The sequence below is a fragment of the Herbidospora mongoliensis genome, assembly GCF_001570545.1.
Classification (GTDB): domain Bacteria; phylum Actinomycetota; class Actinomycetes; order Streptosporangiales; family Streptosporangiaceae; genus Herbidospora; species Herbidospora mongoliensis.
In genome coordinates this window covers 205,057-225,672 of record NZ_BBXD01000015.1, presented here as the reverse complement: position 1 = coordinate 225,672, position 20,616 = coordinate 205,057, and the positions used below count along the sequence as shown (strand labels likewise).

The window sequence follows — 20,616 nt, the reverse complement described above, 5'->3', positions numbered from 1 at the left end:
TGATGCTTCTCGACACCCCGTCGCTCTACTTCCGCGCCTACTACGGCGTGCCGGAGTCGATGACCGCCCCTGACGGCATGCCCGTCAACGCCGTCCGGGGCCTGATCGACATGATCGCCACGCTGGTGAAGGCCCACTCCCCCACCCACCTGGTCGCGGCGATGGACGCCGACTGGCGGCCCGCGTTCCGGGTGGCGGCGATTCCGTCGTACAAATCCCATCGAGTCGCCTCCGGCGACGAGGAGGAGATCCCCGACACGCTGGCCCCGCAGGTGCCGGTCATCGAACAGGTCCTCGCCGCCGTGGGCATCGCGTCCTACGGGGTCGACGGCTACGAGGCCGACGACGTCATCGGCACCCTCACCTGGCAGGCCGACCAGCCGGTCGACATCGTCACCGGCGACCGCGACCTCTTCCAGCTCGTCGACGACGCCAAGCGGCGCCGGGTCCTCTACACGGTGAGGGGCATCCGGAACCTGCAGTCGGTCGACGAGGCGTGGGTGAGCGCGAAATACGGCATCCCCGGTCAGGCCTACGCCGACTTCGCCACCCTCCGGGGCGACCCCTCCGACGGGCTCCCCGGCGTGGCCGGGATCGGCGAGAAGACGGCGGCGTCGCTGATCACACGCTTCGGTTCTCTCGACGCCCTGCTCGCGGCCGTGGGCGACGAGGGGTTCCCGGCCGGGGCAAGGAACAAGCTGGAGGCCGCCCGCGACTATCTGGCCGTCGCGCCAGCGGTGGTCCAGGTCGCCCACGACGTGCCGATCCCGGCGGTGGCCACCGAGCTTCCGGCCAAGCCCCACGACCCCGAGGCGCTGGTCGCGCTGGCCGACCGCTACGGGCTCGACAGCCCCCTGAACCGGCTGCTGACCGTGCTCGGGAAGGCCTGAACCGCTACGTTGAGGGACGTGCCACACCGAAAAATCCGGATACCCGACGCTGAACCGCCGCGCCTGAGCGAGGGCTTCGACCGGGTCCGCCGGGAGTTCGACCTGCCCGTCGAATTCCCGCAGGCGGTCCTCGACGAGGCCGCGACGGCCGCGGGTCAGACCTTCATCGGCGAAGACCGCACCGACCTGCCGTTCCTGACCATCGACCCGCCCGGCTCGATGGACCTCGACCAGGCCCTGTGCCTGGAGGAGCGCCAGAACGGCTACCGCGTCTGGTACGCCATCGCCGACGTCGGCTCCTTCGTCCGCCCCGGCGGCGCGATCGACCTGGAGGCACGAACCCGGGGCGAGACCGTCTACCTGCCCGACGGCCGCGTCCCGCTGCACCCGCCCGTCCTGTCCGAGGGCGCCGCCAGCCTGCTGCCCGGCGAGATCCGCCCCGCCGCCCTGTGGTGCATCGACCTCGACTCCTCGGGTCAGGTCGTCGGGGCCGACGTCCGCCGCGCGATGGTGCGCAGCCGGGAACGGCTCGACTACGACTACGTGCAGACCCTCGTCGACACCGGCCGCGCCGACGGGACGCTGCGCCTGCTGGCCGAGATCGGGCCGCTGCGCCTGGAGCTCGAACACGCGCGCGGCGGGGTGACCCTGCCGACCCCCGACCAGGAGGTCGTCCGGGCGGGCGACGGCTACCGGGTCGAGTTCCGCTCCCCGCAGCCGTGCGAGGAGTGGAACGCCCAGATCTCCCTGCTGACCGGCATGTGCGCGGCCCAGATGATGCTCGACGCCGAGATCGGCGTGCTGCGGGTGCTGCCCGCCGCGGGCCCCTCCGACGTCGGCAAGGTGCGCCGGGTCGCGCTGGCCCTCGGCGTGCCGTGGCCCGACGGGGCCACCTACGGCGACGTGGTGCACGGCCTCGACCCGAAGGTCCCCGGGCACGCGGCCTTCCTGCACGAGTCGACGGTCCTGCTGCGCGGCGCCGCCTACGTGGCCTTCGACGGCGATCCGCCGCCCGACGCCCTGCACGCGGCGGTCGCCGCGCCCTACGCGCACGTGACGGCTCCCTTGCGGCGTTTGGTCGACCGCTACGCCACCGAGGTCTGCCTGGCGGTGGCCGGTGGCGAGCCGGTCCCCGAGCAGGTCGGCGAGGCGCTGGCGGTCCTCCCCCACCAGATGGCGGTGGCTTCCCGGCGGACGTCCCAGGTGGAGCGGGCCTGCGTCGACCTGGTGGAGACGTTCCTGCTCCGCGACCGCATCGGCGAGACGTTCGACGCGGTGGTCATCGACGTCGCCGAGAACGGCAAGGGCGGCCAGATCCAGATCTCCGACCCGGCCGTGATCGCCCGCTGCGACGGCCCCGGGCTCCCATTGGGCCAGCGGGTCGCCGCCCGGCTGCTACGGGCCGACACGGCCACCCGCGAGATCCGCTTCACCTGGGAGCAGCCCGCGAACGACTGAGCAGTCCACGACGCGTCCGTCGCCCGTGCCGATGAGCAGGTGTCCCGGCCCGACGACGGTGAGAGCCGTGGGCCGTACGCACGAACGAGACGGGGACGCACAAGGTGATCTGGTCCACCTGCGCGCCGTCGACCAGGGACAGCTGAACGACCGACGGGTGATCACCCCGTTCGGGCCGCACCGCCGAGACCCAGGCCGTCGCTCCGGCGACCACGATCTCGCGTCCGCCCCTCTCGTCTGCGGCCGACCATTCCCGCTCACTGGAGGGCAGCCAGGCCTCCAGGAGCACCCCGTCGAGGGTCGCCAGGATCCGGCCGTCCGGCAGCCGCTCCACCGCGCGGACGTCTCGGCGTGGTTCCCAGCCCTCGCTCAGCCACGTCTTCGCCGCTTGGGCGGCCTCGCGGCCGTCTGGGCGCGGCGCCGGGACTCGCGGCCCGGCCAGGGCGCGGCAGGTCAGGTCGCCGGTGTCGTAGACGCCGACGGGTATCGCGCTGCGGAAGTCGTCGGTGCCGGCCACGGCCAGCGGGCCGCGGCGCTCGTCGGCGACGGCGAGGCTCGGGCCCCGATCTCGGCGAAGGGGCGGTCACCGAAGATCCGCTCGACGGACAGGGTCATGCGGGTGATCTTGTCAGGAAATCCGAAGGGCCACCGACGTGCTCACGTCAGCGGCCCTTTACTAAGTCAGGTTACTTCTTGAGGCTCCAGGCGGTGCCGTATCCGCCCAGGTGCAGGGCCAGGAACAGGGCGCCGGCGATGGTCAGCGTGGTCACGGTCAGGACCGCGCCGACGGCGTAGCCGCCGATGGCGAAGACGAGGGCGACGAGGAACAGGACAGCGGCGAGCAGAGCGAACATCCGGACCTCCAGGGGCGGGGCTTGTACATAGCGGATTTCCGCCGCACAACACCCAGAATCTCCCTGTGAGGTCACTGCAGGCGAACAGACCGCTACCTGCTCCTGACCGGGCGGTCAGTTCGACCGCCTCAGGTGAGCCTCAGGTGAGCGAGGAGTAGGCCACCACCCCGCGCCGCATCGCCTCGATCGCCTTCGTCGAGGTCTCCCGCACCTTGCTGCCCTGCGGCGCCGCGTCGCGCAACTGGCCGAGCAGGTCGAGCAGCTGCTTGATCCACCGGACGAAGTCGCCCGCCGCCAGGTCGTTGTCGGTCAGGACCGCGTCGAGGGTATGGCCCTTGGCCCAGCGCCAGGCCGCCCAGGCGAAGTTCATGTCGGGCTCACGCGTGAACGACAGCTCGTGGTCCTGCTCGACGGCCTCCAGGTCGGCCCAGAGCTTCACCATCGACGCCAGGGCCTCTTTGGCGGCCCCTGCGGGGATGCGGGGGCTGCGGTTGTCGTCGGTCTGGCGGGATTCGTACACGAGAGAGGAGACGCAGGCGGCCAGTTCGGCCGGGTCGAGCTTCTCCCAGATGCCGCCGCGCAGGCACTCGGAGGTCAGCAGGTCGAGCTCGGTGTAGAGCTTGGCGAGGCGGCGGCCCTCGTCGGTGACGGTCTCGCCTTCGAGGTAGCCGAGCTCGTCGAGGATGCCGCAGACGCGGTCGAAGGTGCGGGCGATCACGTGGGAGCGGCCCTCGACGCGGCGGCGCAGTCCCTCGGTCTCACGCTGCAGCTTGTAGTAGCGCTCGGCCCAGCGGGCGTGGTCTTCGCGCTCGTCGCAGCCGTGGCAGGGGTGCTGGCGCAGGTCGCGGCGCAGGCGCAGGATCTCGTCGTCTTCGGCGGCGTGGTCGCGGGCGCGCACCGGCTTGCCCAGGTCGACGTCGCCGAGCTTGGCGTGCATGGTGGCGACCAGGTTCGCCCGTTCCTTCGGGCTGCGGGGGTTGAAGTTGCGCGGGACGCGGATGTTGTGGACCGGCTCGACCGGCACCGGGAAGTCGGCCGGGGTCAGCTTCTTGACCTGCTTGCCGACCGTCAGCACCAGCAGCGACGGGCCCTCGCCGCGCACGTTCACGCCGGGGTCGAGGACGACCGCCAGCCCGGCCCGGCGCCCGCCGGGGACCCGGATCACGTCGCCGACCTTCAGCGTCTCCAGGCTCTGCACGGCCTGCGCCCGCCGGGCGGCGCCGCGCTGCTTGGACAGGTCGGCCTCCCGGTCGGACAGCGCGCGGCGGAGCGCGGCGTATTCGGGGAAGTCGCCCAGGTGGCAGGTCATCGCCTCCTCGTAGCCCTGGAGCGCGTCTTCGTGTTTGCGCAGCTGGCGGGCGATCCCGACGACCGCGCGGTCGGCCTGGAACTGGGCGAAGGAGTCTTCCAGCAGGGTGCGGGCGCGCTCGCGGCCGACCTGGCCGACCAGGTTCACGGCCATGTTGTAGGAGGGCCGGAAGCTCGACCGCAGCGGGTAGGTGCGGGTGCTCGCGAGACCGGCGACGCCGATCGGGTCCATGCCGGGCTGGTAGACGACCACCGCGTGGCCCTCGACGTCGATGCCGCGGCGGCCGGCCCGGCCGGTGAGCTGGGTGTATTCGCCCGGGGTCAGGTCGGCGTGGGTCTCGCCGTTCCACTTGTCGAGCTTCTCGATGACGACCGACCGGGCCGGCATGTTGATGCCCAGCGCCAGGGTCTCGGTCGCGAAGACGGCCTTGACCAGGCCCTTGGTGAACAGCTCCTCGACGACCTCTTTGAAGGCCGGGAGCATGCCCGCGTGGTGGGCGGCCAGGCCGCGCTCCAGGCAGTCGCGCCAGTCGAGGTAACCCAGCACCGCCAGGTCTTCGTCGGGCAGGTGGGCGGTGCGCTCGTCGACGAGCTGGCGGATCTCGTGGCGCTCTTCGTCGGTGGTGAGCCGCAGGCCCGCGTAGAGACACTGTTTGACGGCGGCGTCGCAGCCGGCGCGGGAGAAGATGAACGTGATCGAGGGCAGCAGTCCCTCGGCGTCGAGGCGGTCGATGACCTGGGCGCGGTCGTGGGGAGTGCGCCTCGGGCGGTTGAAGCCGCGTTTGCCGTGGGCCTGGTTGTGGCGCTGCTCGTCGCGGGCGATGCGCATCAGGTCGGCGTTGATGCGGGTCGCGCCCTCTTCGCTGGCGAACAGGTCGAAGATGCGGTGTCCGACGATCATGTGCTGCCACAGCGGGACCGGGCGGTGCTCGTCGACGATCACCGTCGTGTCGCCGCGGACCGCGCCGAGCCACTCGCCGAACTCCTCGGCGTTGGAGACCGTGGCCGACAGGGCGGCCACCCGGACCGACTCGGGCAGGTGGATGATCACTTCTTCCCAGACGGCGCCCCGGAAGCGGTCGGCCAGGTAGTGGACCTCGTCCATCACCACGTAGCCGAGCCCCGTCAGGGTCTGGGACCCCGCGTAGAGCATGTTGCGCAGCACCTCGGTCGTCATGATGACGATCGGGGCGTCGCCGTTGACGCTGTTGTCGCCGGTCAGCAGGCCGACCTTCGACGCGCCGTAACGACGGGTCAGGTCGTTGAACTTCTGGTTCGACAGCGCCTTGATCGGCGTGGTGTAGAAGCACTTGCGGCCCTGCTCGAGGGCCAGGTGGACGGCGAACTCGCCGACCACGGTCTTACCCGATCCCGTTGGCGCCGCCACCAGCACGCCGTCTCCGGCCTCCAGTGCCTGGCAGGCGTCGAGCTGGAACTCGTCGAGCTCGAACTCGTACAACCCGCGGAACGAGGTGAGCGCCGGGCCCGACTCGTTCTGCTGGTCACGGAAGGCGGCGTAGCGTTCCGCAGGCGTACTCATGGCGTCAACCCTACCGATATTCCTGTTACGGCCGTGTCATCACCGTCAGCGCACCGGCACGGGCCGTGCAGGTCAGTGGGGTGGGTCCGACGCGTTCTCCGTCGGCGTAGGCGATCACGCCCGGTGCCTCCAGCGTCACGGAGACGGCACGGTGGATCTCGACCGCCGGGTGTTTCGTGTGGGCGCCCAGGAAGACCTTCGGGAAGGTGCGCAGGAAGGCGGCCTTCGACACGGCTTTCAGGACGACCACGTCGAGCAGCCCGTCGTCGGGCCGGGCGGTGGGACAGATCTTCATTCCGTTCCCGTACGACCTGGTGTTGCCGACCGCCACCATCATCGCCTCGACCTCGACGGCGGGCCCATCGTCGACGGTGATCCGGAAGGGGATCGGCTGGAACTCCCTGAGCTCCTGGAGCGCGGCGATGACGTATTTGGCCGGGCCCGTCATGGCGTTGGCGCGTTCGTTGACCCGGGAGTCGAACCCGCAGGCCAGCACGCCGGCGAACCACCGGTCGCCTGCGGTCGCGGCGTCGATGACGCGGGGCACTCCCCCGGTCACCAGGTCGGCGGCCCGTAACGGGTCACGCGGAACGCCGAGGTCGGCGGCGATGTCGTTGCCGGTGCCCATGGGGATGATCGCGAGCGGGACGCCCGTACCGGCGACCGCCTGGACGGCCAGGTGAACCAGGCCGTCACCACCACACGCGACCAGCGTCGACGGCCGCCCGCGCACGGCGGCGCGGGCCTGCTCCAGCGTGTCGCCGGGCGACGCCCCGGAGACGACCGAGACCGGGAGGCCGGTGGCGCGCAGGCGCGCCAGCACGGGCGCAAGGCGCCGCATGCCCCGGCCGCCACGGGCGGCCGGGTTCGCGAGAACCGTTATGCCGGTCACTCGGCGCGTCACTCGGCCGGTGTGCCGTCGAGTTCCTCTTCGAGCGCCCTGGCCTTGGCGGCCGCGGTGGCGTCGGCCCGCTTGTCGTGGACGTACATGAACGCCTCCGCCACGAAGAACAGCCCGATCATCGGCAGCGCGAGCGCCAGCATGGTGAAGGGGTCCTGGCTCGGCGTCGCGACGGCCGCGAAGACGAACATGCCGAACACGACCATGCGCTGGTGCTTGGCGACGGTCTCGTAGCGGAGCACGCCGAGGAAGTTCAGGAACGCCAGCAGCAGCGGCAGCAGGAACGACACGCCGAAGATCAGCAGCATCATCATCAGGAACGTCAGATAGTCGTTGACGTCGATGAGTGGCACCGCGTTCTCGGGCACGAACCCGAGGAGCAGCGACAGGCCCTTGTCCATGGTCAGGTAGGCGAGCGTCGCGCCGGCCAGGAAGAGCGGGACGGCCAGGCCGAGGAACGTGTAGCTGTAGCGCTTCTCGTTCCGGTAGAGACCCGGCGTCACGAACGCCCAGATCTGGAAGAGCCAGATCGGTGAGGCGACCACGAGGCCGAACATGAAGGCGACCTTGAGGTTGATGAACAGACCGCCGGTGACGCTGCCGACCACCAGGCTGCACTCCGTGCCGCCGCCGAGCCGATAGGCGTCAGGCAGACGGCAGAACGGCCCGGTCATGAAATCCCAGATCGGGTCGAAGAAGACCAGACCGACGATCGTCCCTACCACCACGCCGATGATCATCTTGGCCAGGCGGTTCCGCAGTTCGCGGAGGTGGTCCATGAGCGACATGCGCCCATCGGGGTCGTCGGTCGCGGCCGAGGCCTGCGGTTTCGGCGACCTCTTCAACAGGGCCATCCCATGATCCTGTCTCGGGAGAAGGTGCGGCGGAGGTCAGTTCTGCTTGTCGGACGGCTGAACGCCGGGCTGCGAGGTGGTCCGCAGTTTCGCGTTCTCCTCCTCCAGCTGACGCAGCCGGTCTTCGACCGAGGGCGTCGGAACAGCCGGGGGGATCTGCGCGGGCGGCGTGGTCGCCGCGGGCTGCGGGGTGACCGTCTCGGCCTGCGCGGTCACGACGGTCGACTTGTCGTCGTCTTCCTCGCGCATCTTCTGCGTCTCCTTCTTGAACAGACGCATCGACTGCCCGAGGGCGCGAGCCGTGTCGGGGAGCTTCTTGGCGCCGAACAGCAGGATGATGATGAGCCCGATGATGATGAGCTCAGTGGGTCCCAGGCTTCCCATGACACGTCCTTAAGGGGCGGGTGATGCACGTCCTTGCCCGATCGTACGCTGCGATCGGGGTGCTCATCACCCCTCCGGGGGACGAATCGGCTGCATTTGGGTCTTGGCCCGCTCGATTTCGGCCCTCAGCCCGTGTGCCGCGATAAGTACACGAACCGTCAGAAACCCCACGACCACCAGACCGGCCGCGCCCAGACCCGCCAATAACCAGATCACACGCTTCCCTCATAGTTGGCCAGCGTTCCCTTGGCCGTCTCGGCGACCCGCGCGGCCAGGCTCTCAGGCCTGACCACCCGGCCGGAGTCACCCAGCCGCAGCGCCAGCCGCACCAGCCAGCCCTGGTCACGGGCCCGCAGCGCGACCCGCTGACGGCCTTCGCCGAGCTCCTCCACCTCTTCGACGGGGTAGTACTCGGAGATCCACCGCCCGGCCGGAGTCACCTCCAGCTCGACCAGTTCGTCGGTCTCGGAGGGGCGGAAGACGCCCTGTGTGACGTCCATCGGCTCGGCCTCGGCGGGCGGGTCGGCCGGGACGTCGAGGACGGCGACCTCCTGGATCCGGTCCACCCGGAACATCCGCATCGCCTCGGCCCGGTAGCACCAGCCTTCGAGGTAGTGACGCCCGTCGACGAGGGCCACCCGCAGCGGGTCGACCTCGCGGGGCGTGATCTCGTCGCGGCCCGGGGTGTAGTAGACGAGCGAGAGCCGGCGCTTGCGCCGGGCCGCGTCGGTGACGGTCGCGAGCGCGCCGGGGGCGGCCTCGACCTCGACGGTGACCTGGTTGCTGATCGCGGCGGCGCCGTCGCCGGCGGCCTGCTCCAGCTTGGCCACGACCCGGCCGAGCACCTCGCCGCCGGCGAACTCGGGCAGCTCCCCCAGCATCCGCAGCGCGACCAGCAGGGCGCTGGCCTCGTCGACGCCGAGCTTGAGGGGGCGCGCGATCGTGTCGGCGTTGTCGATGAGGATCTCGCCGCCGTCCCACGAGACGTCGATGAGGTCGCCCGGGGTGTGGCCGGGCAGGCCGCACATCCAGACCAGCTGGAGGTCCTCGATGAGCTGCTTCTCGTTGAGCCCGAAGACCTTGGCGACCTCGGGCACGGAGGCGCCCGGGTGGGACATCAGGTAGGGCACGAGGGCGAGCAGCCGGGGCAGCCGATCGTTCAATGCAGGGCCCCCTTCAGGCGGCGGATCACGGCTTCACGGGCGTCGGGAGGACCGTCGATCACCGCGTCGGGGCCCAGGCTGGCCAGCCAGCCCGCGAGCCGTTCTGGGTCGGTGAAGACGATGTCGGCCTCGTCCCAGTCGGTTCCGGGCCGCACGTCCCTGGCGAGGTGGCGCAGGCCCTGGCAGGTGCCGGGGCGGATGCGCACCGTGGCGGTGCGTTCGGGGCCGGGGTCGTCTCCTCCGTACGCCACCAGCGCCCGCAGATCGGTGCCCTCGGGCACCTCCACGCTTCCCGGGCGGCCCGACGGCGTGACGTCGCCGACGATCCGGCTGAGCCGGAAGACGCGGGTGCCGTCGCGGGTGCGGTCGTGGCCGACGACGTACCACCGGCCGCGCCGGGACAGCACGCCCCACGGCTCGACCACGCGCTTGAGAACCGACTCGCTGCCGCCGGAGCGGTAGTGGAAGGTGACGGCGCGGCGGTCGCGGACCGCCTCCCACAGGGGGGTGAACGCCGCGTCGCGGGTGTCGACCCGCAGTTCCAGGGGTCCTTCGACCAGGTCGGTCTCGACCCCGCCGGCCTTCAGCTTGAGCATCGCGCCGCCGGCCGCCTCGGCCAGGTTGGCCCGCTGCCAGACCTGCGCGGCCAGGCCGAGCACGGCCGCCTCGTCGGGCTCCAGGGTGATCTCGGGCAGCTCATAGGACTGCTTGACGATGCGATAGCCGGGATCGTCGTCCCACGGGTCCTTCTGGACCTCGATCGGGATGCCGATCTCGCGCAGTTCGTTCTTGTCCCGCTCGAACATCCGCTGGAAGGCCTCGTCGTTGACCGGATCGTACCCGGGCACCGCGAAGCGGATCTGTTCCGCACTCAACGGACGTGTGGTCGACAGCAGGCAGATCACCAGATTCAGCAACCGTTCCGTCTTCCGCCGCGACATCGGCCCTCCCTCCTGACTCGAACGCTACCCTTTTCCGGTGATCAGATGGCGCAGGGGCGAGGTCCGTGAGATCAGGCGCGAATGGCCCGGCGCCCTCGAGATCGAGGTCGCCGTCGAAGACGGCACCCGATGCCGGGCGCTGGCCTATCCGCCCCTAGTCGGCCGCCCCGAGCCCGGCGACACGGTGCTGTTGAACACGACCGCCCTCGCCATGGGCCTCGGTACGGGAGGTTACGCCATGGTGGTAGCGATTCCTGACCGTTTGCCACAAGATCCTTCAGGACCTGGCCATCTCGTCAAGGCCCGCTACACCCCCCTGCAGGCCACGGTCCTGGGCGCCGACGAGCAGGACTCCCCCCACCACGCCGTTCTCCGCGACGCCGACTCCCTCGACGGGATGCCGGTCGTGGTCGCCGACCTGCACTCGGCGCTGCCCGCGATCCTCTGCGGCCTCTACCTGGAGCGCCCTTCGGCACGCGTGGCCTATGTGATGCTCGACGGCGGCGCGCTGCCGGCGTGGTTCTCGATGGCGTGCGCGAAGCTCCGCGAGATCGGCTGGTTGACAGGAGTTGTCACCGTCGGCCAGTCGTTCGGCGGCGACCTGGAGGCCGTCACGACCCACACGGGCCTGCTGGCCGCCCGCCACGTCCTGGGCGCCGACCTGGCCGTCGTGGCCCAGGGCCCGGGGAACCTGGGCACCGGAACGAAGTGGGGCTTCTCCGGCGTCTCGTCCGGCGAGGCGATCAACGCCGCCGCAGTGCTCAACGGCCGCCCCGTGGGAGCCCTCCGCGTCAGCGAGGGCGACCTGCGCGAGCGCCACATCGGCGTCTCCCACCACTCACTGACCTCTTATGGCCGCGTGGCCCTCGCCCCCGCCGACATCGTGGTCCCCGAACTGGGCGGCGCGTTCGGCACGAAGGTCGAAACCCAGGCCGCAGTCCTGGGCGAGCGCCACAACCTGGTGAAAGTCAAGGTCGACGGCCTGTACGAGGCTCTCCAGGCCTCCCCCGTGGGTCTGTCGACCATGGGCCGCAAACTCGACCAGGACCTGGCCTACTTCCTCACCTCGGCGGCGGCCGGCCGTCACGGGGCCGCGCTCCTCTCCGCCTGACCGCGAGGATTCGACTCCCCGCAGAGCCGGATCACCGTCGTCACCACCACACCTGAAGAGCTCTTGGCCAGGGCTTACTCGTATCCGGCGCCGACCGGCGCGGCCGGTTGGCGCCGGATACGGGGCGGTCCTGGGGCGGCGGGCGGTGCCGGCCAGGCGAAGCCGTAGCGGAAGCGAATGAAGGACCCCGGGCGGCGCGGAACGGATCTCATGCCCTATCACCGTTGGGTTCGTAGAACTCCTTGAAGGTGAAGGCGTCTGACGTGGGGCCCTTCGCCTTGAGCAGGGCCAGGCGGTCCCACCCCTCTTTCAGCGGGGGAATCTCGCCGTCGGGCACCCACCACATCACCGTGTAGGGCTCGGCCACCCGCTGGAACCACTCGCGCCTGCGCTGCAGGATCGCCAGGTGGGCCGACCGGTAGACGAAGTTCCACAGGCTCTCGCGCGACTCCCAGATCGAGTAGTTGATCAGTAGGTGGTCGCCGAAGTCGTGGGTGATGGTCTCTTCGGGGTCGTCCTCGTTGGCGATGGCGCGCCAGACGAACCCCGGCGCGGCGTCGGCCAGCGCGTTGACGGGTTCGAGGGCGGCGACGAAATCGGCCAGCAGGGGGTCATCGATGGGCGCGCGCATGTGGGCGACGTTGAACTGGGCCAGGTGCATGACCTCACCGTCCCAAGCAGCGCCTTCTATGTCAACTTTGATTTGTTTTAGAAGGTTCCGGGGAGAAGACCACGCAGCACTCTCCCGGCCGGGGATCGAGCCGGGCGTCGGAGGAGTCGCCGCGTCCCTCAAGAAGGCCCTGGCAGAGGGACAGGTTCATCGAGCACACCAGCATCGGGTGCTCCTCGGCCAGGACGTGGAAGGGGCAGTTGCGCAGACGTAGCACACCCTCGTCGTCGTAGGGCTCGTAGCCGCGTTCGCCGAGGAGGTCGGCCAGCGAGGGGGCGGCGCTGTCGGCGCCGAGCCGGGCACCGATGCGGTGGGCGGCCTTCTCGGCCACCTCGTCGCCGCCGAGCAGGTCGACGACCTCGGCCAGGACCAGGGCCAGGGTGCGGTAGTCGCGCGGCGGCACGCTCACCTGGTGTTCGCCCGGGGCCCGGCGGTAGATCTTCGCCGGGCGGCCGCTGCCGGGGCCCTTCTTCTCGGTCAGGTGCGCGAAATCGGCCTCCAGGAGGCCCGCATCAACAAGCTTGTCAAGATGAAAGGCCGCCAGGGGGCGCGCGACGCCGGCCGCTTCCGCGGCCTCGTTGCGCCCGACCGGGCGGCCTTTCGAGGTGACGTATCGGTAGAGCTCACGGCGCACGGGATCGTTCAGTGCCGCGACCGCCGCGAGCTCGTCCATGGTGGTTTTACGCGGTCTTACAGGGCGCCGAGCACGTCGACGACGAACACCAGGGTGTCGGTGCCCTTGATGCCGGCGTCGGGCTGGCCGGCCTCACCGTAGCCGAGGGCCGGCGGGATGGTGATGACGACGCGGCTGCCGACGGGGACGCCGGTCAGACCCTGCTTCCAGCCGGGAACGACCTGGTCGAGCGCGAACGAGGTCGGCTGCTTGCGCTCCCACGAGCTGTCGAACTGCTTGTCGGTGCCCCACACCTTGCCGGTGTAGTGGACCATCACGGTCTGCTTCTCGGTGACCTTCGGGCCGTCGCCCTGGATGACGGTCTTGACCGTCAGGTCCTTCGGCGGCTGGGCCGTGGTCGTGGTGGTCAGCGTCGGCGCGGCGTCGCCACCGGGGTTGACCAGCTTGACACCCTCGATGCCGGGGTCGGTGGCCTTGCCCTTGGCAGCCTTGGCGGTGGCCCCCACGACGTCGATGACCAGCACCTGCGAGCTGGTGGTGAAGTCGGTGCCCTGGGTCTTGGCCTGCTCGATGACAGCCGGGTCGATGGAGTCCTTGGCGACCACGACGAGCACACGGCCACCCGGCTTGCTGCCCAGCAGACCGTCGTAAAGGGCCTTGGGCATCTGCTGCTGGCTGATCGGCACGAACTCCGACTGGCCGGTGTCATAGGCGGAGCCGGTGGACTTGTTCTCCTTGCCGTCCCACGTCCAGACACTGACCTTCGCGACCATGGTGTCGCCGTCGGCGGCGGCGGAGCCGTCACCTTCGGAGATGACCCGGGCCGACGAGGTCAACGCCGGGTTGCCCGTCGGGAAAGACACGGATGGCTTGGCGCCTGCCGCACCACTCACCTTGATGTCCTTGGCGTCGGCAACCGGCCCGGTCGGGGCGGGCGGCGCGCTCGCGGAGGCGGCAGCGCTGCCAGGGGCGGCGCTGGTGGCGGCAGGTGGTGGTGTTGCTCCGGTGGCCGTCTTCTCAGCAGTACCGCACGCGACGGCGGTCAGCAGCAAAGGAAGTGCGGCGGCGGCGATGGCCGTGCGGCGGCGCATGTGAAAGTCCTCAAGGATATGACAGCGGGTTCGGGTCACACTACCCGAACCCGCCGTCTCCTCGACGTAAGGAGATCACATTCCAGCGATCAGCTTGTCGACCCTTTCGTCAACACTACGGAAAGGGTCTTTGCACAGGACGGTCCGCTGGGCCTGGTCGTTGAGCTTCAGGTGGACCCAGTCGACGGTGAAGTCGCGCCGCTTCTCCTGGGCCTTGCGGATGAACTCGCCGCGCAGGCGAGCCCGCGTGGTCTGCGGCGGGACCGACTTCGCCTCGAAAATCTTGATGTCGGACGCGACCCGTTCGACCGACCCGCGCTTCTGCAGCAGATAGAAGAGCCCTCGCTTGCGGTGCACGTCGTGATAGGCCAGGTCGAGCTGGGCCACCCGGGGCGACGAGAGCGGGAGGTCGTACTTGTTTCTGTAACGTTCAATCAGCTGGTATTTCGTGACCCAGTCGATCTCCCGTGCGACCAGGTCGAGGTTGCCGGTCTCCACGGCGTGGAGGGTGCGCTCCCAGAGTTCCAGGACGCGCTTGCTGATCTCGTCGCCACCGCGGCGGTCGACGAAGTCTTTCGCCTTGCTCAGGTATTCCTGCTGGATCTCCAGCGAGGAGGCCTCGCGGCCGTTGGCGAGTCGGACCCGCCGTCGGCCGGTCATGTCGTGGGAGACCTCGCGGATGGCCCGGATCGGGTTCTCCAGCGACAGGTCGCGCATCACCACGCCCGCCTCGATCATGCGCAGCACCAGGTCGGTGGCGCCGACCTTGAGCAGCATGGTCGTCTCGCTCATGTTGGAGTCGCCCACGATGACGTGGAGCCGGCGGAAACGCTCGGCGTCGGCGTGGGGTTCGTCGCGGGTGTTGATGATGGGTCGGCTGCGCGTCGTCGCCGACGACACGCCCTCCCAGATGTGCTCGGCCCGCTGGGAGACGCAGTAGACGGCGCCGCGCGGGGTCTGCAGCACCTTGCCGGCCCCGCAGATGATCTGCCGGGTGACCAGGTAGGGGATCAGGACGTCGGCGAGGCGGCCGAATTCGCCGTGGCGGCCGACGAGGTAGTTCTCGTGGCAGCCGTAGGAGTTGCCCGCGGAGTCGGTGTTGTTCTTGAAGAGGTAGATGTCCCCGGCGATGCCTTCTTCGCGGAGGCGTTTCTCGGCGTCGACGAGGAGTCCCTCGAGAATGCGTTCGCCTGCCTTGTCATGGGTGACCAGCTCCACGACGTTGTCGCACTCAGGGGTGGCGTATTCAGGATGGCTGCCGACGTCGAGATAGAGACGCGCGCCGTTGCGGAGGAAGACGTTGCTCGATCGGCCCCAGGACACCACTCGCCGGAACAGGTAGCGGGCCACCTCGTCTGGAGACAGCCTGCGCTGTCCCCGGAACGTGCAGGTGACGCCGTACTCGTTCTCAAGCCCGAAGATGCGACGATCCATCACCTCACCCTATTCCCAGATCCGTCGTGTGCGGTAGGAAACTCATGGTCGTCTCATTCCCCGCGAACGTCAGTAGTAGATCTCGACGACCTTCACGATCTGGCCACTCTTCACGGTGATCAGCGCGGTCGGCTCTCCCTGCCCCGCGAGTTCGACCAGCCGGGCGCGCGGGCACGGCTCGGTGCCGAGGGAGGCGGAGTTGATCGTCTGGTCGTCGCCCTTGCACCCGACCGCACTGAGGAAGACCACGTCGGAGGCGATCGGGGCGGCATAGGTCATCCCGCCCTCAGGCCCGACGAAGTCACCGTTGGCATAGCGGACCGGGACATATCGGGCCTCGTCGTCGCCCCACGAGATGAGCCGGCCGCGCAGCACGCCGTCGCCGCTCGGGGTGACCTTGTTGAAGTCGTGCCCGGCGTCGTACTGGAACTTGGCCGTCTTGATCTTCGGGACCCGGCCGGAGATCGGGTCGTCCTTGTCGACGTCCGCGCTGACCTTGGCCGTCGGAGACGGCGCCACGGTCTCGGTGGGCACGGCCGAGGCGGTCGCGGTGTCCGTCGACTCCGGCACGGCGGGCGTCGCGGTCTCGGTGACCGTGACGGTCACCGCCGGCGCGGGCGCGGCCGCCTCGGGGGCGGAGGAACAGGCGGCAAGAGGGAGGACGGCCAGGGCCAGCAGGGCCCGCCGGAATGTGATCGTCATAGCGCGCACGAGCCTAGCGAAACCCGTGTTAAGTCCGTGCAAGTTGTTATGTAACGGGGAAATCTGTCCAATCGCCGCGCCTCAGGCACGACCGTCCGGGCGGTCCAGATCCCGCGTCTTCCCTCGTCACTCCGGTTCGCGCCCGCCGACGCGGCCTCAGGCCTCCCGGCACGATCGACTATGGGTGCGGTTTCCCGGTCGGGTTCGCCGCCTCCCGCCCGTTGGTTGCCTCATCCCGGCGTTGTCGCAGTGATCAGCCAGTGTCCGGTGGGGAGCAGGTAGCCGGTTCCTGGCTCGCGAAACCGGTCGAGCAGTCGCGCCGCGCCCGATCGGGCGGCTGCTTGAGCGCGTGGCGGAGCTTCTCGGTAGGCGGGGCCGGCCGGCCCCAGCTCGATGAGCCATTCCGCCACGGCGTCGGCCTCGTCGGGGGCCCGCAGAGTGACGTCGTGGGCCTGGATCGAGATCTCATCGAAGCCGGCGGCGGTCAGGACGCGCTTGACGCGTGCCGGGTCGGCGAAGGCGAACGGACCCGGCTCGTCGCCGACCGGCAACGGCGGAAGCGACCCGATGTGTGGTGCGGCGCCGAGCATGGCCGCGGGCAGCCACGGATTGGCGCCGCCGCCGCGAAAGGCGGTCGCGGCGAGGCGGCCACCGCCACGGAGCGACCGCCGGATGGTGGTGCAGCCGGCGATCGGATCGGCCAGCAGCATCAGCGTCATGCGGGAGAACACCGCGTCGAACGGCGCGCCCGGGACGACGTCGACCGTCTCTATGTCGGCGGCGACGAACCTCAAGCCCGTGTGACGCCGGGGCGGGAATCGATGCTGGGCGGCCGTCACCATCGACGCGGCCAGGTCCAGGCCGACCGCCTGGCCATCGGGTGCGACCGCCGCGGCCAGTTCGGCTGTGGTGCCGCCGCAGCCACAGCCCACGTCGAGGATCCGCTCCCCGGAGCGCGGGCGCAGCCAGTCCATGGCCGCCGCGCCCAGCGGCCGGCCGGTGACGTCTTGCCGGTCGGCGTGGCGGATCCACCCGGGTGCGGCCTGTGTCCAGAACTCCAGGTTGCGGGCTCGAAGGTCAGCGGTGCTGGGCATCAGAACGGCAGGTCTGCGCCGTCGACGGTCACGGACCGGAACCCGGCGGCCTTGCCGGGGTCGAAGCCGTCTTCCTGGGCGGCCAGACCGGCCGCGCGGATGAGCCGTTCGGACTGGAAGCGGCGGAACGCCGCCTCGTCCTCCCAGATGTTGATGATCCGCCAGCCGTCCTCGGTCGGGCCGGCGACGTGAGCGAGCAGACCGGGCGGGCGATCCGGGCCGAGGTGTTTCTCCACTCTGCGGTATTCGTCTTCGCCGACGTCCGGCATCTCCTGCAGTACTCCGTACGGCATGGCGGCCACCTTTCGATAGAGTGATGCTCTATCTAATAGAGGACTACACTTGTTCTGTGGCTGTCAAGAGGGAATACCAGTCGGCACGGAGGAAAGAGCAGGCCCAGCAGACCCGGAAGGCGATCCTCGACGCGGCCGGCAAACTTTTCGTCGATCCTGGCTACGCGGCGACGCCGCTGACCGCCATCGCCGCCGAGGCCGGAGTCGCGATCCAGACCGTGTACGCCGTGTTCGGCGGCAAGCGGCAACTGCTGTCCGAACTGATCGACACCACCATCGCCGGTGATGATCAGCCGGTGACCCTGCCCGACCGACCCTTCGTCGCCGAGATCCGCGCGCTCGCCGATCCCCGGGCCAAACTCGTCCGCTATGCCCGGCACCTCGCCCAGACCCACGCCCGCCAGGCCGACGTGATGATCGCCTTGGCCGGCGCCGCCACCGCAGACCCCGACGCGGGCGCGATCTGGCGCAAGAACGTCGAAGACCGCCGACGCGGCATGTCCATGTTCGCCGCCGAGCTTGCCACCACCGGCTGCCTGCGCCCCGGCTGCACCGTCGACGGCGCCGCCGACGTGCTCTGGCTCGCCATGGACGTCCGCAACTACGACTGGCTGGTACGCCAACGCGGCTGGTCATCCGACCAGTACCAGGCCTGGTACGTCGACACCGTGGCAGCCGCCATCCTCGCCGCTCCATAGCAGGCGCAGGGGCCGAAGGCGACGCGGGAGTGGCACACGAACAGGAAGTGCACGACGTCTGGCCTATTCGGCGACGCGCTGTCGCTTACGTACCTCGGCCGCGCATGCCACGGGGCCGCCTGCCGGAGTGCGGCGGGCGGCCCCGTGAGGCGTCTGTGCTGTTAGAGCGGTGGTTCCGAACCCGTGTCGATGTCGCCGTCGGGGGCCGTCGGCGGGGGCTTGGGGCCGCCCTCACCGGTGGTGGGCTCGGCGGGTTCGGTGAGAGGGGATTCGGGGGTGGACGGCTTGGCCTCGCTGAGCAGGCGCTCCAGGCGGGGGCCGCTGAGGCGCAGGAACTTGCGGTGTTCGCGGTTGCGGTCGAGGACCGCGACCTCGAGCTGCCCGGCAGACGGGCGTTCGCCGCCCGGCTCGGTCAGCGCGCTCAGCGCCGCGTCGAGGGCCTCGCCCAGGGGCGCGCCCACGCGGTAGCGCTCCTTCAGGCGGGTCGCGACGGCGTCGGACTGGCCGCCGATGACGGCCATGCCCTGCTCGTCGAAGACCGAGCCGTCGAAGGTGAGCCGGTAGATCTGATCCTGCTCGGGCCCCTCGCCGACCTCGGCGACGACGATCTCGACCTCGAGGGCCTTGATCGAGTCGGTGAAGATCATGCCGAGCTGGCTGGCGTAGACGTTGGCCAGGGCGCGGGCGGTGACGTCTTTACGGTTGTAGTTGTAACCGTTGACGTCGGCGTAGCGGATGCCCGCCTGGCGCAGGGTCTCGAACTCGTTGTAGCGGCCGACGGCGGCGAAACCGATGCGGTCGTAGATCTCGCTGATCTTGTGCAGCGCCTTGGACGGGTTCGGGGCGACCAGCAGGATGCCGTCGGCGTACTGAACCACGACCACGCTGCGGCCTCGGGCGATGCCCTTCCGCGCGTATTCCGCGCGGTCGCGCATGATCTGCTCAGGCGACGCGTAAGGGAACGGCATGGACACCTGTGGGGTTCCTTTCTAGCGCAGCGGGGCGGTCGGCCCGTCGGGATCGATCATCCGGGCCGCGAGCATGCCCTCGACCACGGAGGCGATCTCCTCGTCGGGCAGGCGGCGATAGCCGTCGGCGGTGATGACCGCGACCACCGGCCAGATCCTGCGGGTCACGTCGGGGCCGCCCGTCGCCGAGTCGTCGTCGGCCGCGTCGTAGAGCGCCTGGAGGACCATGAGGACGGCTTCGTCGGGCGCTGAGTTCTCGCGGTAGAGCTTCTTCAGCGAGCCGCGGGCGAAGATCGAACCGGAACCGATCGAGTGGTAGGGCTGGTGCTCGTAGGGGCCGCCGCCGACGTCGTAGCCGAAGATCCGGCCGCCGTCGAGCCGCTCGTCGTAGGCCGCGAAGATCGGGACCACGACCAGGCCCTGCATGGCCGCGCCCAGGTTGTTGCGCACGAAGGTGGCGAGCCGGTTGGCCTTGCCCTCGGTCGACAGCGAGCGGCCTTCGAGCTTCTCGTAGTGCTCGAGCTCGACCTGGTAGAGCCGGGCCATCTCGATGCCGGTCGAGGCGGTGCCGGCGATGCCCATACAGGAGTATTCGTCGGTCCTGAAGACCTTCTCGATGTCCCGGTTGGAGATCATGTTGCCCGAGGTGGCACGCCTGTCGCCGGCCATCACGACGCCGCCGGCGCAGGTGACCGCGACGATGGTGGTCGCGTGGGGGATCTGATCACCGACGGGCGCGGGCAGCGCCTCGCGGGTGCCCGGCAGCATCTCCGGGGCATAGCCACGCACGAATTCGGTGAAGGACGAGGAACCCGTATTGGTGAAGAGGTTGTTCATCCAGGCCTGCTGAGATGCCACGCGACTCCCTCCTAGGTCGTGTTGTTTACGCCGACCCTACTCATGTGACAGCGCTGGTTGCACTCTTCCCGATCAGCTGACCGCGAACCAGTTTCGGACCAGTTTCATGATCGGAGATTTTCGGCGCAAACGACTCGTCGCGGCCCGCGGGGGATCCCGCGACCGCGACGAAGCCGGCTGTCTGTGAGTTTGCCGAGCGTGGCGAGGTGGGCGTTGGCCCCTTTACTCGCCACCCTTCTGCACGTAGGACCGCACGAACTCCTCGGCGTTCTCTTCGAGGACCTCGTCGATCTCGTCGAGGATCGAGTCGACGTCGTCGCTGAGCTTCTCGTGGCGCTCCTGGACGTCGCTTCCGGACTGCTCCTCGACCTGCTCGGTCTCGGTCTCCTGGCGGCCGGTCTGCTTCTGACCGCCGGTGTCCTTGCTCGCCATCGGTGATACCTCCACTCGGGGGACGTGTCTGTTCCATATCTTCCCCGAACCGACCGACAACTCGCCTGAATCGCCATGCGATCTTCAGCGGTGTTGATCAAATGGCACGGGGTGCGCTCGGATGCCTCCTTCGATGGGCACAGTCTCCTCGCTCCACACTCGGACGTATACCCGCATATCCTGACAATTCAGTCAGACAGCGATCCTCGCGCCCTGACCAGTCGATCCGGCCCACCGATGGCGGGTACGATCTTCCTGGGAATCGGGTTGCTTCAGATCTCCCGGATACGGAGCGAAACCGTCCTCGGACCACCAGAATATTGAGCGCATGGGGAGCT

At 69.6% G+C, this 20,616-nt stretch carries 22 protein-coding genes; 4 read left to right on the top strand and 18 right to left on the bottom strand.

Annotation, left to right across the window (positions count from 1 at the left end):
• Positions 1-2 precede the first annotated feature (2 nt).
• Both AW272_RS22270 and AW272_RS22265 read left to right on the top strand, forming a co-directional pair.
• A complete protein-coding gene (locus AW272_RS22270; protein ID WP_066368662.1) occupies positions 3-890 on the top strand; it encodes a 5'-3' exonuclease in 888 nt (295 codons plus the stop codon).
• Between the two features lie 18 nt (positions 891-908).
• Positions 909-2,348 carry an RNB domain-containing ribonuclease gene (locus tag AW272_RS22265; protein ID WP_083958562.1) on the top strand — a complete coding sequence of 480 codons (1,440 nt, stop codon included), beginning with the start codon at positions 909-911 and terminating at the stop codon, positions 2,346-2,348.
• Here AW272_RS22265 and AW272_RS22260 read toward each other — a convergent pair.
• The 8 genes from AW272_RS22260 to AW272_RS22230 all read right to left on the bottom strand — a co-directional run bounded on the left by AW272_RS22260 (position 2,320) and on the right by AW272_RS22230 (position 10,293).
• Positions 2,320-2,865, bottom strand: coding sequence for a hypothetical protein (locus AW272_RS22260; protein WP_066368436.1), 546 nt, complete (start codon positions 2,863-2,865; stop codon positions 2,320-2,322). The genes AW272_RS22265 and AW272_RS22260 overlap by 29 nt on opposite strands.
• Positions 2,866-3,034: 169 nt before the next feature.
• The gene (locus AW272_RS43260; RefSeq protein ID WP_169807595.1) at positions 3,035-3,202 is read right to left on the bottom strand and encodes a hypothetical protein; all 168 of its coding nucleotides are present in this window, start codon (positions 3,200-3,202) and stop codon (positions 3,035-3,037) included.
• A 139-nt stretch (positions 3,203-3,341) separates the two neighbouring features.
• The gene (locus AW272_RS22255) at positions 3,342-6,050 is read right to left on the bottom strand and encodes a DEAD/DEAH box helicase (RefSeq protein ID WP_066368434.1); all 2,709 of its coding nucleotides are present in this window, start codon (positions 6,048-6,050) and stop codon (positions 3,342-3,344) included.
• A gap of 25 nt (positions 6,051-6,075) precedes the next feature.
• The gene (locus AW272_RS22250) at positions 6,076-6,942 is read right to left on the bottom strand and encodes a diacylglycerol/lipid kinase family protein (protein WP_083958576.1); all 867 of its coding nucleotides are present in this window, start codon (positions 6,940-6,942) and stop codon (positions 6,076-6,078) included.
• Positions 6,943-6,950: 8 nt separating this feature from the next.
• A complete protein-coding gene (gene tatC / locus AW272_RS22245) occupies positions 6,951-7,805 on the bottom strand; it encodes a twin-arginine translocase subunit TatC (RefSeq protein ID WP_066368432.1) in 855 nt (284 codons plus the stop codon).
• A gap of 36 nt (positions 7,806-7,841) precedes the next feature.
• Positions 7,842-8,189, bottom strand: a complete 348-nt coding sequence (gene tatA, locus AW272_RS22240; protein WP_066368430.1) for a Sec-independent protein translocase subunit TatA — start codon at positions 8,187-8,189, stop codon at positions 7,842-7,844.
• Positions 8,190-8,401: 212 nt separating this feature from the next.
• On the bottom strand, positions 8,402-9,352 hold the full coding sequence (locus tag AW272_RS22235; protein ID WP_275527308.1) for a helix-turn-helix transcriptional regulator: 951 nt from the start codon (positions 9,350-9,352) through the stop codon (positions 8,402-8,404).
• Positions 9,349-10,293: a helix-turn-helix transcriptional regulator gene (locus tag AW272_RS22230; protein WP_066368428.1), complete on the bottom strand. Its 945-nt coding sequence runs from the start codon at positions 10,291-10,293 to the stop codon at positions 9,349-9,351. The genes AW272_RS22235 and AW272_RS22230 overlap by 4 nt, the downstream gene beginning before the upstream one ends.
• A 37-nt stretch (positions 10,294-10,330) precedes the next feature.
• Between AW272_RS22230 and AW272_RS22225 the strand changes: the two genes are divergently transcribed.
• Entirely contained in the window at positions 10,331-11,404 is a 1,074-nt protein-coding gene (locus AW272_RS22225; protein WP_174551848.1) for a DUF3866 family protein, read from the top strand.
• A 208-nt stretch (positions 11,405-11,612) separates the two neighbouring features.
• On the opposite strand, the gene AW272_RS22220 is transcribed toward AW272_RS22225, so the two are convergent.
• From AW272_RS22220 to AW272_RS22190, 7 genes are all read right to left on the bottom strand, one after another.
• A complete protein-coding gene (locus AW272_RS22220) occupies positions 11,613-12,065 on the bottom strand; it encodes a DUF3291 domain-containing protein (RefSeq protein WP_066368425.1) in 453 nt (150 codons plus the stop codon).
• Between the two features lie 31 nt (positions 12,066-12,096).
• Positions 12,097-12,747: a helix-turn-helix transcriptional regulator gene (locus AW272_RS22215; RefSeq protein WP_066368424.1), complete on the bottom strand. Its 651-nt coding sequence runs from the start codon at positions 12,745-12,747 to the stop codon at positions 12,097-12,099.
• Positions 12,748-12,764: 17 nt separating this feature from the next.
• Positions 12,765-13,799: an FKBP-type peptidyl-prolyl cis-trans isomerase gene (locus AW272_RS22210; protein WP_083958561.1), complete on the bottom strand. Its 1,035-nt coding sequence runs from the start codon at positions 13,797-13,799 to the stop codon at positions 12,765-12,767.
• Between the two features lie 75 nt (positions 13,800-13,874).
• Positions 13,875-15,233, bottom strand: coding sequence for a Pup--protein ligase (pafA, locus tag AW272_RS22205; protein ID WP_066368420.1), 1,359 nt, complete (start codon positions 15,231-15,233; stop codon positions 13,875-13,877).
• A 69-nt stretch (positions 15,234-15,302) separates the two neighbouring features.
• Positions 15,303-15,935: a hypothetical protein gene (locus AW272_RS22200; RefSeq protein ID WP_066368415.1), complete on the bottom strand. Its 633-nt coding sequence runs from the start codon at positions 15,933-15,935 to the stop codon at positions 15,303-15,305.
• Between the two features lie 230 nt (positions 15,936-16,165).
• Entirely contained in the window at positions 16,166-17,029 is an 864-nt protein-coding gene (locus tag AW272_RS22195; RefSeq protein ID WP_066368412.1) for a class I SAM-dependent methyltransferase, read from the bottom strand.
• Entirely contained in the window at positions 17,029-17,322 is a 294-nt protein-coding gene (locus AW272_RS22190; RefSeq protein ID WP_066368409.1) for a hypothetical protein, read from the bottom strand. The genes AW272_RS22195 and AW272_RS22190 overlap by 1 nt, the downstream gene beginning before the upstream one ends.
• 56 nt (positions 17,323-17,378) lie before the next feature.
• Between AW272_RS22190 and AW272_RS22185 the strand changes: the two genes are divergently transcribed.
• The gene (locus AW272_RS22185) at positions 17,379-18,020 is read left to right on the top strand and encodes a TetR/AcrR family transcriptional regulator (RefSeq protein ID WP_218011011.1); all 642 of its coding nucleotides are present in this window, start codon (positions 17,379-17,381) and stop codon (positions 18,018-18,020) included.
• A gap of 161 nt (positions 18,021-18,181) precedes the next feature.
• On the opposite strand, the gene prcA is transcribed toward AW272_RS22185, so the two are convergent.
• From prcA to AW272_RS22170, 3 genes are all read right to left on the bottom strand, one after another.
• Positions 18,182-18,988 carry a proteasome subunit alpha gene (prcA, locus tag AW272_RS22180; protein ID WP_066368649.1) on the bottom strand — a complete coding sequence of 269 codons (807 nt, stop codon included), beginning with the start codon at positions 18,986-18,988 and terminating at the stop codon, positions 18,182-18,184.
• A gap of 21 nt (positions 18,989-19,009) precedes the next feature.
• Positions 19,010-19,825, bottom strand: a complete 816-nt coding sequence (gene prcB / locus AW272_RS22175; protein WP_066368403.1) for a proteasome subunit beta — start codon at positions 19,823-19,825, stop codon at positions 19,010-19,012.
• Between the two features lie 243 nt (positions 19,826-20,068).
• Entirely contained in the window at positions 20,069-20,278 is a 210-nt protein-coding gene (locus AW272_RS22170) for a ubiquitin-like protein Pup (protein ID WP_061292715.1), read from the bottom strand.
• Positions 20,279-20,616: the final 338 nt, after the last annotated feature.

Excerpts from the sequence above, each read along its gene's own strand:
- AW272_RS22215 (WP_066368424.1), bottom strand. The coding sequence starts at position 12,747 with ATGGACGAGCTCGCGGCGGTCGCGGCACTGAACGATCCCGTGCGCCGT.
- AW272_RS22230 (WP_066368428.1), bottom strand. The coding sequence starts at position 10,293 with ATGTCGCGGCGGAAGACGGAACGGTTGCTGAATCTGGTGATCTGCCTG.
- AW272_RS22190 (WP_066368409.1), bottom strand. The coding sequence starts at position 17,322 with ATGCCGTACGGAGTACTGCAGGAGATGCCGGACGTCGGCGAAGACGAA.
- pafA (WP_066368420.1), bottom strand. The coding sequence starts at position 15,233 with ATGGATCGTCGCATCTTCGGGCTTGAGAACGAGTACGGCGTCACCTGC.
- tatC (WP_066368432.1), bottom strand. The coding sequence starts at position 7,805 with ATGGCCCTGTTGAAGAGGTCGCCGAAACCGCAGGCCTCGGCCGCGACC.
- AW272_RS43260 (WP_169807595.1), bottom strand. The coding sequence starts at position 3,202 with ATGTTCGCTCTGCTCGCCGCTGTCCTGTTCCTCGTCGCCCTCGTCTTC.
- AW272_RS22170 (WP_061292715.1), bottom strand. The coding sequence starts at position 20,278 with ATGGCGAGCAAGGACACCGGCGGTCAGAAGCAGACCGGCCGCCAGGAG.
- prcB (WP_066368403.1), bottom strand. The coding sequence starts at position 19,825 with ATGAACAACCTCTTCACCAATACGGGTTCCTCGTCCTTCACCGAATTC.
- AW272_RS22195 (WP_066368412.1), bottom strand. The coding sequence starts at position 17,029 with ATGCCCAGCACCGCTGACCTTCGAGCCCGCAACCTGGAGTTCTGGACA.
- prcA (WP_066368649.1), bottom strand. The coding sequence starts at position 18,988 with ATGCCGTTCCCTTACGCGTCGCCTGAGCAGATCATGCGCGACCGCGCG.
- AW272_RS22220 (WP_066368425.1), bottom strand. The coding sequence starts at position 12,065 with ATGCACCTGGCCCAGTTCAACGTCGCCCACATGCGCGCGCCCATCGAT.
- AW272_RS22255 (WP_066368434.1), bottom strand. The coding sequence starts at position 6,050 with ATGAGTACGCCTGCGGAACGCTACGCCGCCTTCCGTGACCAGCAGAAC.
- AW272_RS22200 (WP_066368415.1), bottom strand. The coding sequence starts at position 15,935 with ATGACGATCACATTCCGGCGGGCCCTGCTGGCCCTGGCCGTCCTCCCT.
- AW272_RS22270 (WP_066368662.1), top strand. The coding sequence starts at position 3 with ATGCTTCTCGACACCCCGTCGCTCTACTTCCGCGCCTACTACGGCGTG.
- tatA (WP_066368430.1), bottom strand. The coding sequence starts at position 8,189 with ATGGGAAGCCTGGGACCCACTGAGCTCATCATCATCGGGCTCATCATC.
- AW272_RS22210 (WP_083958561.1), bottom strand. The coding sequence starts at position 13,799 with ATGCGCCGCCGCACGGCCATCGCCGCCGCCGCACTTCCTTTGCTGCTG.